The organism is Umezawaea sp. Da 62-37, assembly GCF_032460545.1.
Classification (GTDB): domain Bacteria; phylum Actinomycetota; class Actinomycetes; order Mycobacteriales; family Pseudonocardiaceae; genus Umezawaea.
Window position 1 is genome coordinate 10,487,115 of sequence record NZ_CP135965.1, and the last position, 14,210, is coordinate 10,501,324.

Genomic DNA, 14,210 nt, shown 5'->3' on the forward strand with positions numbered 1-14,210 from the left:
CTCAGGGAAGGTGCAGCATGATTCGACGTTGGATCGCCGTCGCGGCGGTCGCCTTCACGTGGGTGTCGCTGGCCGCCGTCATCCAGGCCTCGGCGGCACCGGAGCGGACCACCGCGCCCGTGACCGCCCAGGAGCAGGTCCTGACCTGGACCGCGGACAACGACATCACCCGCTACAAGTCCGCCCCGACCACGGCCGCGGCGGGGGAGGCGAAGATCGTCTGGGAGAACAGCGAGGCCACCGGCAACACGACGGGCATGCCGCACACCCTCACCTTCGACACCTCGGCCGAGGGCTTCAACCACGACGTCGACCTGAACGTCCTGGCCAACCCGTTCGACGCCCAGGACGGCAGGCACGAGGCCACCGTCACGCTCACCCCCGGCAAGTACCGCTACTTCTGCTCCATCCCCGGACACGGGACGATGGTCGGCGAGTTCACCGTCGCGCCCGGCGGCGAGGACACCACCCCGCCGACGGTGACCGCGGACGTCGCGGGCCAGAAGAATTCCTCGGGTGAGTTCCTCGGCTCCGCCACGGTCACCGTGAACGCCTCCGACGCGGGTTCCGGTGTGCAGCTCACCGAGAACCAGGTCGACGGCGCCGGTTTCGCCCCCTACACCCAACCCGTCCGCGTCACCGCGGTCGGCGCGCACACCGCGGAGTTCCGGGCGACCGACCGGGCGGGGAACACCTCCGCGGTCGGATCGGTGTCCTTCCGGGTCGTGGCACCACCTTCCGACACCACCCCGCCCGTCGTGTCGGCGGAGGTCACCGGCACCAAGGACGCCGACGGCGCCTACGTCGGCAAGGCCACCGTCACCATCACCGCGACCGACTCCGACTCCGGCGTCGGACTCCGCGAGTACCAGGCGCACTCCGGCGCCTGGACCCCTTACACCGCACCGTTCGACGTGACGGAGACCGGTTCGCACATGGTGCACTTCCGGGCGACGGACAAGGCGGGGAACGCCTCGCCGGAGGGCATGGTGAGCTTCACCGTCGTCGCGGTGCCGCCGACCGACACCACGCCCCCGACGACGTCCGCCGCGGTAACGGGGACCAAGAGCCCCAACGGCGATTACGTCGACCGGGCGACGGTGACGATCACCGCCTCGGACACCGGATCCGGGCTGAAGCTCGTCGAGTACGCGCTGGACAGCGGGAGTTGGACGCCGTACTCGGCGGCGGTCGTGGTGACCGCGGTCGGCGCGCACACCGTGCAGTACCGGGCCACCGACAACGCGGGCAACGCCGCCGCGGCGCGATCGGTGTCCTTCGCCGTCGTCGGTTCGGGCACCGACGCCTGCCCCGACTCCGACGAGCGCCCGACGGTCGTCATCGGGCAGTACGACACGGGTGTCGCGAACACCGACACCGGCAACGGCTGCACCGTCGGCGACCTCGTGGACCAGAACCGCGGATACCCCGACCACGGGGCGTTCGTCCGGCACGTCGAACTCGTCACCGACGACCTCGTGGCGGGCGGCGCGCTCACCCGCAGGCAGCAGGTCGCCATCGTGCGCGCGGCATCGCGATCCGACATCGGCAGGTAGCTTCGTCCAGCTAGGGAGAACTCAGATGGCTACACGGACCGCATCCAGCGTCGCGATCTTGAGCGCCGTCCTCACCGCCACGGTGATGTGCACGGCCCAGAACGCGAACGCGGACCTGGTGACGTACTGCGTGGGCGGCGGCGGGGCCGTCACGGTCCCGAACGACCTCTTCGTGCCCACCGGGGAGTCGTGCTCCCTGCGGGGCACCGTCATCACCGGCGACGTGCGGGTGGCCGCGGGCGGCAACCTGGTGATCAACGGCGGCACGGTCAACGGCGCGGTCGGCGTCGCGGCCAACGGCTACCTCGACGCGACCGACTCCCGGATCGACGGCGACGTCACCCTGGCGGCGGGCGGCTTCGGCGTCTTCCTGAAGAACACCGACACCGGCGGTGTCGTGCTCCAGCCGAAGGGTTCGGCGACGGTGGAGGGGTTCCTGTTCGCGGAGCAGGGTTCGAAGGTCGACGGCAGCGTCAACGCGGGCGTCGGCGAGGTGTCCGTGACCGACAGCGAGGTCATCGGCAACGTCGGCACCAACGGGGCGTACCTCACCGACCTGCACAACAGCTTCGTGGACGGAACCCTGTCCGTGCTGAACAACGCGACCGGCAGCGTGGTCTGCGGCAGCGCGGTCCAGGGCAAGGCCACGTTCGCGGGCAACGTCGGCGGTGTCCAACTCGGACCGAACGGCGGCCTCGACTCGTGCGCCTCCGGCGGCTACTTCGCCAGGGACGTCGGCATCTCCAACACCACCGGCGGCCGCACGACGCTGGACGACAACGTCATCAACGGCTCGCTCGTGCTGACCGCGAACACCCCGGCGGCCGAGGTGGCGGACAACAACCGGATCCGGAACGGGGTCGTGGGGGAGCGGTCCGCGCCGACGGCGGCCAAGGCCACCTCGGCGGAGAGCGGCCGCGGCACCGCCCGCGAACGCGCGGCGGAACGCCTCGCGCAGGTGGGCGCGTCCGTCGCGGTGAAGGGGAAGGCGCGGCTGTGAGGGCGACCGTGCGCAACGCGGCGGCGGCCCTGCTCCTGGCCGCCGCCGCGCTCCTGGTGCCCGCGGGCCCCGCGTCCGCGGCTCCCGGAGCCACCCTGCTGTCGGACACCGTGCTCGACCCGTCGGCGCTGTACTTCGTGTCCTACGACGGACTGGTCAACAACGACTCGTTCCAGCAGGACGCGATCCTCACCTACTCCGGCTACCAGTACACGGCCTGGTACACCAGCACCCGCAACGCCGTCGTCGCGCGGCGGGCGCTGACCGGGAACACCGCGTGGCAGAAGGTCGTGCTGCCGCACCAGCTCAGCGTCGACGACTCGCACAACGTGATCTCGCTGGGCATCTCGCCGCAGGACGGCAGGTTGCACGTCGCGATGGACACCCACAACACGACGGTGTTCTACGTGAAGTCCGAGGCGGGCCTGGTGTCCCAGGCCTCCTCCCGCGACTGGACCGCCGCCCGGTTCGGCGCGGTCCAGCGCACCTTCGACGGCGTCGACCTCGGCGGGATGAGCTACCCCCAGTTCGTGGTCACGCCCGAGGGCAGGCTCCAGTTCAGCTACCGCACCGGCGGCTCCGGCAACGGCGTCAACGAACTCGCCGAGTACGACGCGGGCACGTGGCGCAAGCTCGGCGCGTGGTCGTCGGCGACCGGCTCGTGGACCGGCCCGAACGGGGTCGTGTCCACGACCAGGAACATGTACCTGCACGGGTTGACCTACGACCGCGGCGGGCGGTTGCACGCGTCGTTCACGTGGCGCGAGGGCAACGCGGCGGTGCTGTGCAACAGCGGCGGGCTCACCAACCACGAGACCGGCTACGTCTACAGCGACGACCGCGGGCGCACCTGGCGCAACGGCGCGGGCACGCAGGTCGGCACCACCGGCGGCACGCGCGTCGGCATCGGCTCGCCCGGCCTGGTTGCCGATCCGCTCGACCCGAACCACGGGCTGATGAACCAGGAGAGCCAGGCGGCCGACTCCACGGGCACCCCGCACGTGGTGATCAGCTACGTGCCGGGCCGGTTCACCCAGTGCGTGTCGAACTACGCGCAGCAGCGCGCGCAGTACGGCCGCACGTTCCACCTCGTGCGCGGCGCGAACGGCGCCTGGGCCAAGCGGGAGGTGCCGGTCGCGCCGGGCTCCACGCAGCGCACCAAGATCGTGTTCGACAGCGCGGACAACGCTTACCTGATCATGCCCAGGGCGCGGATCGTGTCCGCCAGCAAGGCCGGCGGCTGGACCGACTGGACCCTCGTGTTCGACCGGCCGGGCATGAACGCGTTCGGCGAGGTCAACGTGGACACGTCGAGGATCGCCACCGACGGCGTGCTGTCCGTGCAGTACCAGCAGGCCTCCACCGGCACCACCCCGTCGCCGATCCGGGTGGCGGACATCCGGCTGGGGTAGCGCCCCCGGCCGTCCGGAAAACGAAGCGACAGCCCATCCGTGCGGGATTGCCGTCGGATGTCCTCGTCCCCCACGTGGCACCCGCTCACCAGCGGGGACGCCAAGGCGTCGGCACCGCGCTCGTGCGAGCGGGCGTGGCGGCGGCGAAGGTGCGGGTCGAGCCGTGGTCGGAGCACGACGACGAGGACTTCCGGTCGGTCCGCAACGAGGCCTACCGGGACCAGTGGGGCCCGATGCCCCAGGACCTCTGGCAGAACAAGATCACCAACCAGACCTTCGAGCCCGAGACCAGTTTCCTGCTCCGCGACGCAGCGACCGGCACGCCGGTCGGCGTGCTGGTGACCATGCACTGGGAGGCGGACACCGCGGCCACGGGGATCCGCGACGCGCGTTCCATGCTCATCGGCACGCTCCGGGAGTACCGGAGGTGCGGCGCCGCCAGTGGGCTGATCGGGCACGCCCTGCGCGCCGCCGCCGCCCAGCAGTACCACCGCGCCGGCCTCAGCGTCGACTCCGCGAACCCCTTCGGCGCGTTCGGGATCTTCGAGAGGGCGGGTTTCACCCCGACGATCCGAGACGTGCGCTGGGCATTCGAGGTCTGACGCAGGTCGGGGACCGCCGAAAAGGTGTTGCCCACGACCCCGCGGGTTGAGCATCCTGGCGGGCATGGGGAAGTGAGTGGTGGCGCACGGGCGGACTAGGAGCGGCTTCGGGTCGCTCCTGTTCGGCGTGCCGTTCGAAGCCCGCACCGGCTGACCGGTGCGGCGCTCCCGCACGCGACGTGGTGGTCGACGTCGCGCCGGTCGGCGTGTCCGCATTCGGACGCCGGCCGTGCACCACTGAATCCGGATGGGGATTCGCGGCGGGGCAGAGCGCTGCCTGACGCCTCCTTCATGGACCCTGGGAACTGGCCGAACTGATGAGTGAACTCCGCAACACCCGTGTGCCCGCTGCTGACGGCGCACCCGAAGTCGACCGGAAAGCGCTGTGGGTGGTGCGGGAGCTGGGGCTCCCCGCCATCGTCAAGTCCTGCGTGGCGTGCAGGTCCGCGCGCCACCACCCGACCGGGAAGGTGCGGGTGAACGCGAGCGGGAAGCTGCTCGACGTCTGGATGCTGATCAGCTGCGAGCTGTGCGACCGCACGTCGAAGATCACCGTCCACGAACGCGTCCACGTGCGGACGCTGGACCACGAGCGGCTGGTGATGTTCGAGAACAACGATCCCGCCGTGGTGCGGCAGCTGGTGATGGACACGGCGTTGGCGGGCCGGACCGGGTACCGGCTCGACTGGACCGGGACGTGGGAGCTGGAGACGGACCTGCCGTTCCACGAGCTGGACGAGCCGGTCTCGCTCGAGGTCGTGGTCAGGTTCGAGCTCCCGGCGCCCGTCCGGGTCGAGAAGCTGCTGACGGCCGGGTTCGGGTTGAGCAGGCCCGCGGTGAGGGGAATGGTCGAGTCCGGGCGGATCCGCCTGCCCGTGGCCGTCGACGCGAAGGTGCGCGGGGACTTCGGCTTCTTCGTCGTCACCAGCTCGTCGTCGTGATGTGAAGCGGGCACGGCCTCCGCCGGAGGTCGTGCCCGCCACCGCGGGTCAGGCCGCGTTCGCCTTGAACCGCAACAGGTTCCCCGACGGGTCGCGCACTTCCAGCGCGGTCGCCGAAAGCTCGTGGGGATGGCCTGCCGCGTCCAGCCGTTCGGCGAGCGCGCGCACGTCCCGCGTCGCGGGCAGCAGCAGGTCGACGCCGACGAGGTGCGCGGTGTCCTCGGGCGCCTGCTCGGATTCGGTGGTGCCGAAGCGGTTCGTGAACACGAGCAGGGCGCGGTGCTCGGTCACGCCGACGGCGAGGAACATCGTCCCCAGCCGCGCCTGGACGTCGAACCCGAGCAGATCGGTGTAGAAGGGTTCGGTGGCCTTGAGTTCGGCGTCGGTGACCTTGAGCTGGACGTGCCCCATCTCCGTCCCCGCGGGCAGTCCGGTGAACGGCTCGTCCGCTCCGGGTTCGGCGGCGAAGTCCTCCAGCCGCAACGGGTCCGCCACGACCGCGGGCTGATCGCCCTGCCAGCGCCACTGCTCGCGCGGACGGGCGCAGGTCACCTCCACGCAGTGGCCGTCCGGGTCCACGACGTAGCACGAGTGCGCGACGGTGTGGTCCGTCAGCTGGTGTTCGGTGTGCCGGGCCGTGTAGTGCGCGACGAACCGCGCCAGGTCGGCGCGGGTCGGCACCTGGGGCGCGAAGTGGCTGAGACCGGGACTGGAGGCGGGCGGAAGACCCGCGCCGGGGCGTTCGCGCAGGACCGCGAGCACCCGTCCGGGCACTCCCACTCGCGCGCCGCCCGGCTCGCGGTCGAGCACCAGCAGACCGATGGACCGCGTGTAGTAGTCCAGGCTGCGGTCGAGGTCCGCGACCGTCAGCTCGACGGCGCCGAGGGCCAGGTTCGGGTCGAGTCGCGTGGTCGTCATCGTCATTTCCCCTTCTTGGACGCGAAAACGCGCTCGAACGGCTTCGCCACGGTCGCGGCGACGGCCATGGCCTTGAAGAACATGATCATCTTGAGGGGCATGCCGTCGACGAACATCATGTCGAGGCCCTTCTGCGACCCCGCCGCGGATTTGGCTCCACGCGGGAACATCGTCTTCTCGTAGCGGGTGAGCGCGGTCTCGACGTCCGCACCGGAGAGGAGTTCCCGCGCGAGGTCGGCGCCGTCGATCAGCGCGATGTTGGCGCCCTCGCCCGCGAACGGCGACATGAGGTGCGCGGCGTCGCCGAGCAACGTCACACCGGGGACCCGGTCCCACGTGAGGCCGGTCGGCAGCGCGAAGATCGGCCGGGGCCGGATGGTGTCGTCGCACTCGCGGATCAGGTCGGTGAGGGCAGGTGCCCAGTCGGGGTACTGGCGCAGCAGTCCGGCGCGGGCGGATTCCGGGTCGTCCCAGTCGATCCCGCTGTCGGCGACCCAGTTCTCGGGAACGCGCAGGCCGCACCCGAGCGCGATGGTGTCCCCGCCGTGCCCGCCGATGTACCTGTTGTCCGACAGCGCGAAGAGGTTGCCCCTCCCGGTGACCGCGAGCGCTCGCGGGTGCTTGACCGCCGCGTCGGTCAACCGGATCTCGACGATGGTGATCCCGGTGTAGGCGGGCTTGACCGGGGTGAGCAGCGACCGGACGCCCGACCACGCGCCGTCCGCGCCCACGACGAGATCGGCGTGGACCACCGTGCCGTTCGCGAACTCCAGTTCGTGCCCGGTGGCGGCGGGCCGCGCGGCGACGACCTTGTGGCCCCAGGCGATCGTGCCCGGCTCCAGCGACTCGACGAGCAGCCGCCGCAGGTCGGTCCGGTCGATCTCCGGCCTGCCGTTGCCACCCGCCGGTTCGCGCCGGTCGACGTGGACGCGCCCGGTCTTGTCGAGCAGGCGCATGTCCTCGCCGCCGACGTGCGTGCGGGCGATGAACTCCTCGTGCAGACCGGCTTCCACGAGCGCGATCTGCCCCGTGTCGTCGTGGATGTCGAGCGAGCCCCCCTGTTGGCGGGCGTCCGGGGACAGGTCGGCCTCGTAGACGGTGACGGGCACTCCGCCGCGCTGGAGGATCCGGGCGCAGACGAGGCCGCTCAAGCCCGCGCCCACTATGGCGGTACTGCGTGCAGGCATGCTGACGCGCTCCTTCACGTGGTGGAGAAAGGGTTCCGCGGCCCGGTCGGTTCACGCCGAGCGCTTCGGTCGCGGCTTCGCGAACGCTATTCGTCACGAACCAGGTTCGTCAAGCAGTTGACGAACGCGGTTCGTCACGCATACGGTCGGCGGGTGCCCCCGCGTGATCCTTTCCGCGTCTCCGAGGTCGCGAGCCGCCGTACCGGTCTCGCGAAGCCGCCGCTGAGCCGGGACGCGATCGTCGAGGAGGCGCTGCGCCAGTTCACCTCGGACGACGGCGGCGGTGTGACCCTCCGCAAGATCGCTAACGCGCTCGACACGGGCCCCGCCTCGCTCTACGCCTACGTCGACGACATGGCCGAACTGCAGGCGCTGGTCCTCGACCGCGCGCTGGAGGCCGTGGAGGTCGACCGGGCCGGGGGGCCCTGGCGCGAACGCCTCGAAGCGCTCCTCGGCTCCTACGTCCGGGTCCTGATGGCCAGTCCGGCGCTCGCCCGGATGGCCTTCCGGACCACCGCCGTGGGGCCCAACGCGCTGCGCGTCGCCGAAGCCGTCCTCGAACTCCTCGCCGAAGCCGGTGTCGACCGGCTGACCGCGGCCTGGGCCCTCGACATGCTGACCACGTTCGTGACGGCGGTCGCGGCGGAACACGCCGATGGTCCGGACCCGACGGCGCCGGAAGGCCCGGTGGTCCAGGCGATCGACCGCGTTCCGGCGAGCGGGTACCCGCGGGTCCACGCCGCGCGGGAGGACCTGCTGTCCGGCACCGGCGAGGAGCGGTTCGCCTGGTCGCTGGACGTCCTCGTCCGCGGCATCCTCTCGCGCGCGCAGGCCTAGTCGACACCGATCGCCGCGGTTGTTCGGAGCGACTTCGAGCACTGGGGAAAAGGGTGAAGAACTCAGGGGTGGAATGCCCCTGATGGCGGTGTCCTCGACAAATGGTCGATATCGGACACATCGGGAAACGTGCTGGTGGAAGCGATGCCGCAGGCGTGCGATTCGCAATTCCATCCCATGTTCCGGCAGTTCCGTCAATCACTCGATGTTGCCGTTTTTTCCCATTGGATTCCGCCTTTCGGCATTTGCTCTTCCCGCTATCGCCGTGCATCCTTGCGTCCAGCAACTAGTTGCGGTCGTCAACCAACGGCCGGTGGTGCGAAGGATGATCGATGACTCCCGACAGCTCCGCGAGGCCGAAGGCCGACCTGGCGCTCGCCGACCAGCTCGGTCACGAGCTCGTGCGCTTCGTCCGCCTGGTCAACAGGACGAAGGCCCAGGTCATCAAGCAGGGCCCGGACGGGGTCGACCGGATGGCGTACGCGATCCTCTTCACCCTCATCCACGAGGGCCCGCAACGGGCCAGCTGGCTGGCCGAGTCGCTGCACTCCGAGATCTCCACGATCAGCAGGCAGTCGAGTTCGTTGGTCCAGCACGGGCTGCTCGAACGCCAATCCGATCCCCAGGACGGTCGGGCCTGCCTGCTGGCGCCCACCGCCGAAGGCCTCCGGGTGTTCGAGGAGAACCGCAAGCAGCGCAACCAGTGGCTGGCCGAGGTGCTCGACGACTGGTCGGACGACGACCGCCAGAACCTCAACCGGCTGTTCGGCAAGCTCAACGCAGGCATCGAGAAGAACTCCGCGCAGTTCGCCGACACCGCCGAGGTGTCGCAGGCCAGGGGGGCCTCCACATGAGTTCCACGATCGAGAAGCCGGTCCGCGCGCCCGAGGCGGAGCAGCCGCCGCGGCTGAGCCACCGCCAGATCGTCACGATCCTCAGCGGCCTGGTGTGCGGCATGTTCCTCGCGGCGCTCGACCAGACCATCGTCGGCACCGCGATCGTCCGGATCGCCAACGACCTGGACGGCTTCGACCTCCAGGCCTGGGTGAGCACGGCGTACCTGATCACCTCGACGATCGTCACGCCGATCTACGGCAAGCTGTCCGACATCTACGGCCGCAAGCCGTTCTACCTGGTCGCGATCACGATCTTCGTCGCCGGTTCGCTCGCCTCGACGTTCGCGCAGTCGATGTACGAGCTGGCCGCGTTCCGCGCGGTGCAGGGTCTCGGCGCGGGCGGGCTGATGTCGTTGGCGATGACCATCATCGGCGACATCGTCCCGCCGCGCGAACGCTCGCGCTACCAGGGCTACATCATGACCGTGTTCGGTCTGTCCACCGTGCTCGGTCCGGTGCTCGGCGGTCTCTTCGCGGGCTTCGACTCCCTCGGCGGTGTCGCGGGCTGGCGCTGGGTGTTCCTGATCAACGTCCCGATCGGGATCATCGCGCTGCTCGTGGTCGCCAAGGTGCTGAACGTGCCGCACCAGAGGCACGACCACCGGATCGACTGGTGGGGCGCGCTGACGCTGGTCGTCGCGGTCGTGCCGTTCCTGGTCGTCGCCGAGCAGGGCCAGAAGTGGGGCTGGGACGACGAGAAGGCGATCTACTGCTACGCCGTCGGCGGCGTCGGCGTCCTCGCCTTCATCCTGGTCGAACGGGTCATGAAGGACGCCGCGCTGATCCCCTTGCGGCTGTTCAGGAACTCGACGTTCAGCCTGGCGATCCTCGGCAGCGTCATCGTCGGCGTCGCGATGTTCGGCGCGATCACGATGATGCCCCAGTTCCTCCAGGTCGTGCAGGGGTACAGCCCGACCAAGTCCGGCCTGCTGATGCTGCCGCTCATGATGGGCATCATGATCAGCTCGATCCTCTCCGGCCTGGTCACCTCGAAAACGGGGCGCTACAAGGTCTTCGCGATCCTCGGCACCGTGATGATCGCGGGCGGCGCCTTCCTCTTCGCGCAGGTCGAGCACGACTCGGGACTGTGGCACCCGCTGCTCGCCGCGGCCGTCATCGGCCTCGGTCTCGGCCAGTGCATGCAGACCCTGGTCCTCGCCGCGCAGAACGCGGTTCCGCGCAGCGACATGGGCGCTTCCACCGCGTCGGCCACGTTCTTCCGCCAGATCGGTGGCACCGCCGGTGTCGCGCTGTTCCTGACCATCCTGTTCAACGTGCTGCCCGGCAACATCACCAAGGCGCTCGGCGCCGCCGCGCCCACGGGATCCGGCAGCGGACCCCTCGACCTGTCGAGCAACACCAGCGGCATCCAGGACCTGCCCGAAGCGATCAGGACCCCGGTGCTGATCGGCTTCACCGAGTCGATCACCACCGTGTTCTACGTCGCGGGCGCGGTCGCGCTGCTGGCCACCCTGGTACTGCTGGCCATGAAGGAAATCCCGCTCGCCGACCCCGGCACCGCCCCACCGCCCGTCGAACCCACCCAGGCCGTCGACCCGGTCGAACCCGCCGCCGCCGTCGTCCAGGACGACGACGAGCCCGCCCTGATCGGCGGCTGGCTCCCCTCCTCGGGCGAACCGGAGTCCGACGACCACGAGACCCCGCCGATCACGACCGCCGGCCTCCCGGTGACCGCCTCCAACGGCGACCACTTCCAGGACACCCCGCCCGTCATCCCCCACCGCCGCCCGCTCAACCGCTTCGACGGCGCCTTCGACCTCCCCACCAGGGAGCGCGGCCAGGACGCCCACGGCGCCCCGGTGACCGGCCACGTGCGCAGGCAGGACGGCACCCACGTCCCCGGCGCGGCCGTCGCCCTGCTCGACCAACGCGGCCGCCAGGTCTCCCGCGGCACCGGAGCCCCCGACGGCAGCTACTCCGTCCCCACCCACGGCCCCGGCGGCTACGTCCTCATCGTGTCCGCCCACGGCCACCAACCCAAGGCCTGGAACGTCGTCGTCGGCGACGGCCCCGAAACCGTCGACGTCACGCTGGTCGGCGCGGGCGAACTGACCGGCACCGTCAAGATCACCGCGACCGGCGCACCGCTCGCGAACGCGACCGTCACCCTCATCGACTCCCGCGGCGAGGTGAACGCCGCCTCCATCAGCACCGCAGAGGGCGCCTACGCCTTCTCACAGGTCGGAGCAGGCGTCTACACCCTGGTCGTCAGCGCGTCCGGCTACCGCTCGGACGCCGTGACGCTCACCATGCCCGACAAGGGCCTGCTGCGCCACGACATCGGCCTCACCGGCTCGGTGCAGCTATCGGGCACCGCCCGAACCGAGGACGACAGGATCGTTGCCGACGCCCGAATCACGGTCCTCGACGGCAAGGGCGAAGTCGCGGCAACGGCACGAACCGACAGCCAGGGCAAGTACGTCGTGCACGACCTACCCGCAGGCGCCTACACCGTCATCGCCAGCGGCTACCCACCCGTCAGCAGCGAAGTGCTCCTGGCCGACGGCGAAGCAGACCACGACGTCCACCTGACCCACGACCACACCTAACCGGCCACCGACCACAACAGCACAGAGCACCCGACCACCCACCGAGCAAGCCAGCCCCGACCACAACGGCACCGAGCAGACCTGCCGTCCGACCACCCACCGAGCAGCACTCGACCGCCCGTACGGCCGGCTTGACTTGGGTTTTTGGGCCTGCAATTCGTCGGCGGGCATCTCCACCACCTGCCCTTTTAGCCCGACAAAGCCCAAAAAAGGGGCCCCAAGTCAAGCTGGCCGCACCCGGAGACCTCGGATCCGATACCCCGTGACCCCAGACCTGCACACCAGGCCTGCGACTCCCGGCGACCCAGCACAAAACCCCCTAACCCTCCCGACACCGATCCCGAACCTCCCCCATCCCCACAAACCCAGCCGCCTCATAAGCCGCAACACCCCCCACATTCGAACTAGGCGTGCAAACCACCGCACTGCACGCCCCCATCTCCCTCAACGCCCCCGCCGCGGCCACCGTGATCGCCCTCCCGAACCCGCGCCTCCGATGATCCCGACGCACCCCCATCGGCTCGATCAACCCCGGTCTCCCCACCCCGGCCGACCACACCGTCACCCCAGCCACCGCATCCCCCCGCTCGTCATAAGCCACCAAACACCGCCCATCCTCATACGCAGGCCCACCCGCCATCACCTCCCACCACTCCTCCGTGAACCTCGCCCCCTCGAACGCCCCCCGATGCACGGCAACCCGCGCCCGCACCCGCTCAGACCCCACCACCTCCACCCTCACCCCAACCCCCTCCACAACCTCCTCAAGACCACGCCGCAACGGCGTCCACGGCTCACCCACCCCCCACCCCCGCTCGAACAACAACTCCTGCACCAACGCGTCCCTCGGCGCCTCCACGAACACCTTCCCCGCGGGCAACACCCCGCGCTCCGGCCCGGCCATGTCCTCGACCAGCCGCCGCGCCAACTCCTCGTCCCGCCGCACGTCCGGCGCGGTGGTCATCCGCAACAGGTCGGGCCCGTCCAGCAGCCCGACGGCGACGATCCGCCCGTCCCGACTCCAGGTCCGGACCGCCGCGGCCGTCGCCTCCGCCCCGAACCGCCAGAACCACCCCAGGTCGCCGGGGTGCAGCTGCATCGGCGCCCCGTCGTGCTGCCACTCCCGCAGCACGTCCACAGCCCCGCCCAGCCCGTCCGCTCCCGGCTTGCCCAACACGATCGCCATGCCGCGATCACACACCACCGCCCGCCGGTCGGCACGCGGGTTTTCGGGTGGAGGGTTGACCTTGACCCTGCGTCAGGGTCGGAGGCTTGCTCGCATGACGAACGACAGCCCCGCCCCGCCCCGGCTCGTTCCGCCGGTCGGCGGGTTCCAGGAGATCGACGGCCGCCGCCTCTTCGTGCACCGGTCGGGCAGCGGTGGACCCGCGGTGGTGTTCCTGCCGGGTGCCGGTGCGGTGGGTCTGGACTACCTCGGTGTGCAGCAAGGGGTTTCGCGGTTCACCACCGCCGTGGTGTACGACCGCGGCGGCACGGGTTACAGCGATCCCGTCGCACTGCCGCGCACGGCCGCCGCGGTCGCGGCGGAACTGCGTGAACTGCTGCGCGCCCAGGACGTCGCAGGCCCGTACGTCCTGGCGGCGCACTCCCTCGGCGGCTTCCACGCGCACCGGTTCGCGCAGCTGTACCCGCACGACGTGGCCGGACTGGTCTGGCTGGACGCCCTCCACCGCGACTGGGACACGTTCATGCCACCCGCGCTGCACCTCGCCGAGACCGAACGGACAGCACCCGATCTCGAGCAACTGGTGCGGACGCGCCCGGCCCTGCGCGAGACGTACGCCGAGTTGCGCGCGGACTACCCGGAGCACGTGCGGCGAGCACTGGTCGACGCCAAGGTGAGCGCGGACTGGCTGCGCGTCGGCATCGCCGAGCGCACCGGGTTGACCGGACTCGCCGCGGAACTGCGGACCGGGCCGGACATCCCCGACGTCCCGCTGATCGCGCTCACCGTCGTGGGCGCCGATCCCGCCCAGCAGGAGATGCACGAGGGCAGGACCAGGATGGACGCGGCTTTGGTGAGCGCGGTCTCCCGCGGTGAGCAGCGCGTCCTCTCCGACACCCTCCACCACCGGCTCTGCTTCGACCGCCCCGACGCCGTGGTCCAGGCGATCCGCGACGTCGTCGACCTCGCGACCGGTATCTAGTGCGGTGACCGCAATCCTCGCCGGGTTTCGCGCGTCTCGGGTAGATCCCTCGCGGCACCGCCCCCACGCCCCCGTACCACCAGTACGAGGGTGTGGGGGCGGCACCACGATGGATCGCCCCGA

General features: G+C 70.5%; 12 protein-coding genes. 9 read left to right on the top strand and 3 right to left on the bottom strand.

Features of this window, described 5'->3' with window-relative positions; translation table 11 throughout:
• Positions 1-17 precede the first annotated feature (17 nt).
• From RM788_RS47145 to RM788_RS47165, 5 genes are all read left to right on the top strand, one after another.
• Positions 18-1,556, top strand: coding sequence for a cupredoxin domain-containing protein (locus tag RM788_RS47145; protein ID WP_315927576.1), 1,539 nt, complete (start codon positions 18-20; stop codon positions 1,554-1,556).
• Positions 1,557-1,614: 58 nt separating this feature from the next.
• Positions 1,615-2,556, top strand: a complete 942-nt coding sequence (locus tag RM788_RS47150) for a hypothetical protein (RefSeq protein ID WP_315927578.1) — start codon at positions 1,615-1,617, stop codon at positions 2,554-2,556.
• The gene (locus tag RM788_RS47155) at positions 2,553-3,968 is read left to right on the top strand and encodes a BNR repeat-containing protein (protein ID WP_315927580.1); all 1,416 of its coding nucleotides are present in this window, start codon (positions 2,553-2,555) and stop codon (positions 3,966-3,968) included. The genes RM788_RS47150 and RM788_RS47155 overlap by 4 nt, the downstream gene beginning before the upstream one ends.
• A gap of 74 nt (positions 3,969-4,042) precedes the next feature.
• The gene (locus RM788_RS47160; protein WP_315927582.1) at positions 4,043-4,570 is read left to right on the top strand and encodes a GNAT family N-acetyltransferase; all 528 of its coding nucleotides are present in this window, start codon (positions 4,043-4,045) and stop codon (positions 4,568-4,570) included.
• A gap of 317 nt (positions 4,571-4,887) precedes the next feature.
• The gene (locus RM788_RS47165) at positions 4,888-5,511 is read left to right on the top strand and encodes a DUF1062 domain-containing protein (RefSeq protein WP_315927584.1); all 624 of its coding nucleotides are present in this window, start codon (positions 4,888-4,890) and stop codon (positions 5,509-5,511) included.
• Between the two features lie 48 nt (positions 5,512-5,559).
• On the opposite strand, the gene RM788_RS47170 is transcribed toward RM788_RS47165, so the two are convergent.
• Both RM788_RS47170 and RM788_RS47175 read right to left on the bottom strand, forming a co-directional pair.
• Positions 5,560-6,429: a VOC family protein gene (locus RM788_RS47170; protein ID WP_315927586.1), complete on the bottom strand. Its 870-nt coding sequence runs from the start codon at positions 6,427-6,429 to the stop codon at positions 5,560-5,562.
• Positions 6,430-6,431: 2 nt separating this feature from the next.
• A complete protein-coding gene (locus RM788_RS47175) occupies positions 6,432-7,616 on the bottom strand; it encodes an FAD-dependent oxidoreductase (RefSeq protein ID WP_315927588.1) in 1,185 nt (394 codons plus the stop codon).
• A 153-nt stretch (positions 7,617-7,769) separates the two neighbouring features.
• Between RM788_RS47175 and RM788_RS47180 the strand changes: the two genes are divergently transcribed.
• The 3 genes from RM788_RS47180 (at position 7,770) to RM788_RS47190 (ending at position 11,919) form a co-directional block, all read left to right on the top strand.
• Positions 7,770-8,453 (top strand): TetR/AcrR family transcriptional regulator, encoded by a 684-nt coding sequence (locus RM788_RS47180; protein WP_315927590.1) that lies wholly within the window; start codon positions 7,770-7,772, stop codon positions 8,451-8,453.
• A gap of 332 nt (positions 8,454-8,785) precedes the next feature.
• Positions 8,786-9,307: a MarR family winged helix-turn-helix transcriptional regulator gene (locus tag RM788_RS47185; RefSeq protein WP_315927592.1), complete on the top strand. Its 522-nt coding sequence runs from the start codon at positions 8,786-8,788 to the stop codon at positions 9,305-9,307.
• Positions 9,304-11,919, top strand: a complete 2,616-nt coding sequence (locus RM788_RS47190) for an MFS transporter (RefSeq protein WP_315927594.1) — start codon at positions 9,304-9,306, stop codon at positions 11,917-11,919. The genes RM788_RS47185 and RM788_RS47190 overlap by 4 nt, the downstream gene beginning before the upstream one ends.
• Positions 11,920-12,238: 319 nt before the next feature.
• On the opposite strand, the gene RM788_RS47195 is transcribed toward RM788_RS47190, so the two are convergent.
• Positions 12,239-13,105, bottom strand: a complete 867-nt coding sequence (locus RM788_RS47195) for a GNAT family N-acetyltransferase (RefSeq protein ID WP_315927596.1) — start codon at positions 13,103-13,105, stop codon at positions 12,239-12,241.
• 94 nt (positions 13,106-13,199) lie between these two features.
• Between RM788_RS47195 and RM788_RS47200 the strand changes: the two genes are divergently transcribed.
• Positions 13,200-14,087 carry an alpha/beta fold hydrolase gene (locus tag RM788_RS47200; protein WP_315927598.1) on the top strand — a complete coding sequence of 296 codons (888 nt, stop codon included), beginning with the start codon at positions 13,200-13,202 and terminating at the stop codon, positions 14,085-14,087.
• Positions 14,088-14,210: the final 123 nt, after the last annotated feature.

Bases quoted from the DNA above. Each gene is read 5' to 3' on its own strand.
- RM788_RS47145 (WP_315927576.1), top strand. From the start codon at position 18: ATGATTCGACGTTGGATCGCCGTCGCGGCGGTCGCCTTCACGTGGGTG.
- RM788_RS47165 (WP_315927584.1), top strand. From the start codon at position 4,888: ATGAGTGAACTCCGCAACACCCGTGTGCCCGCTGCTGACGGCGCACCC.
- RM788_RS47170 (WP_315927586.1), bottom strand. From the start codon at position 6,429: ATGACGACCACGCGACTCGACCCGAACCTGGCCCTCGGCGCCGTCGAG.
- RM788_RS47175 (WP_315927588.1), bottom strand. From the start codon at position 7,616: ATGCCTGCACGCAGTACCGCCATAGTGGGCGCGGGCTTGAGCGGCCTC.
- RM788_RS47185 (WP_315927592.1), top strand. From the start codon at position 8,786: ATGACTCCCGACAGCTCCGCGAGGCCGAAGGCCGACCTGGCGCTCGCC.
- RM788_RS47190 (WP_315927594.1), top strand. From the start codon at position 9,304: ATGAGTTCCACGATCGAGAAGCCGGTCCGCGCGCCCGAGGCGGAGCAG.
- RM788_RS47195 (WP_315927596.1), bottom strand. From the start codon at position 13,105: ATGGCGATCGTGTTGGGCAAGCCGGGAGCGGACGGGCTGGGCGGGGCT.
- RM788_RS47200 (WP_315927598.1), top strand. From the start codon at position 13,200: ATGACGAACGACAGCCCCGCCCCGCCCCGGCTCGTTCCGCCGGTCGGC.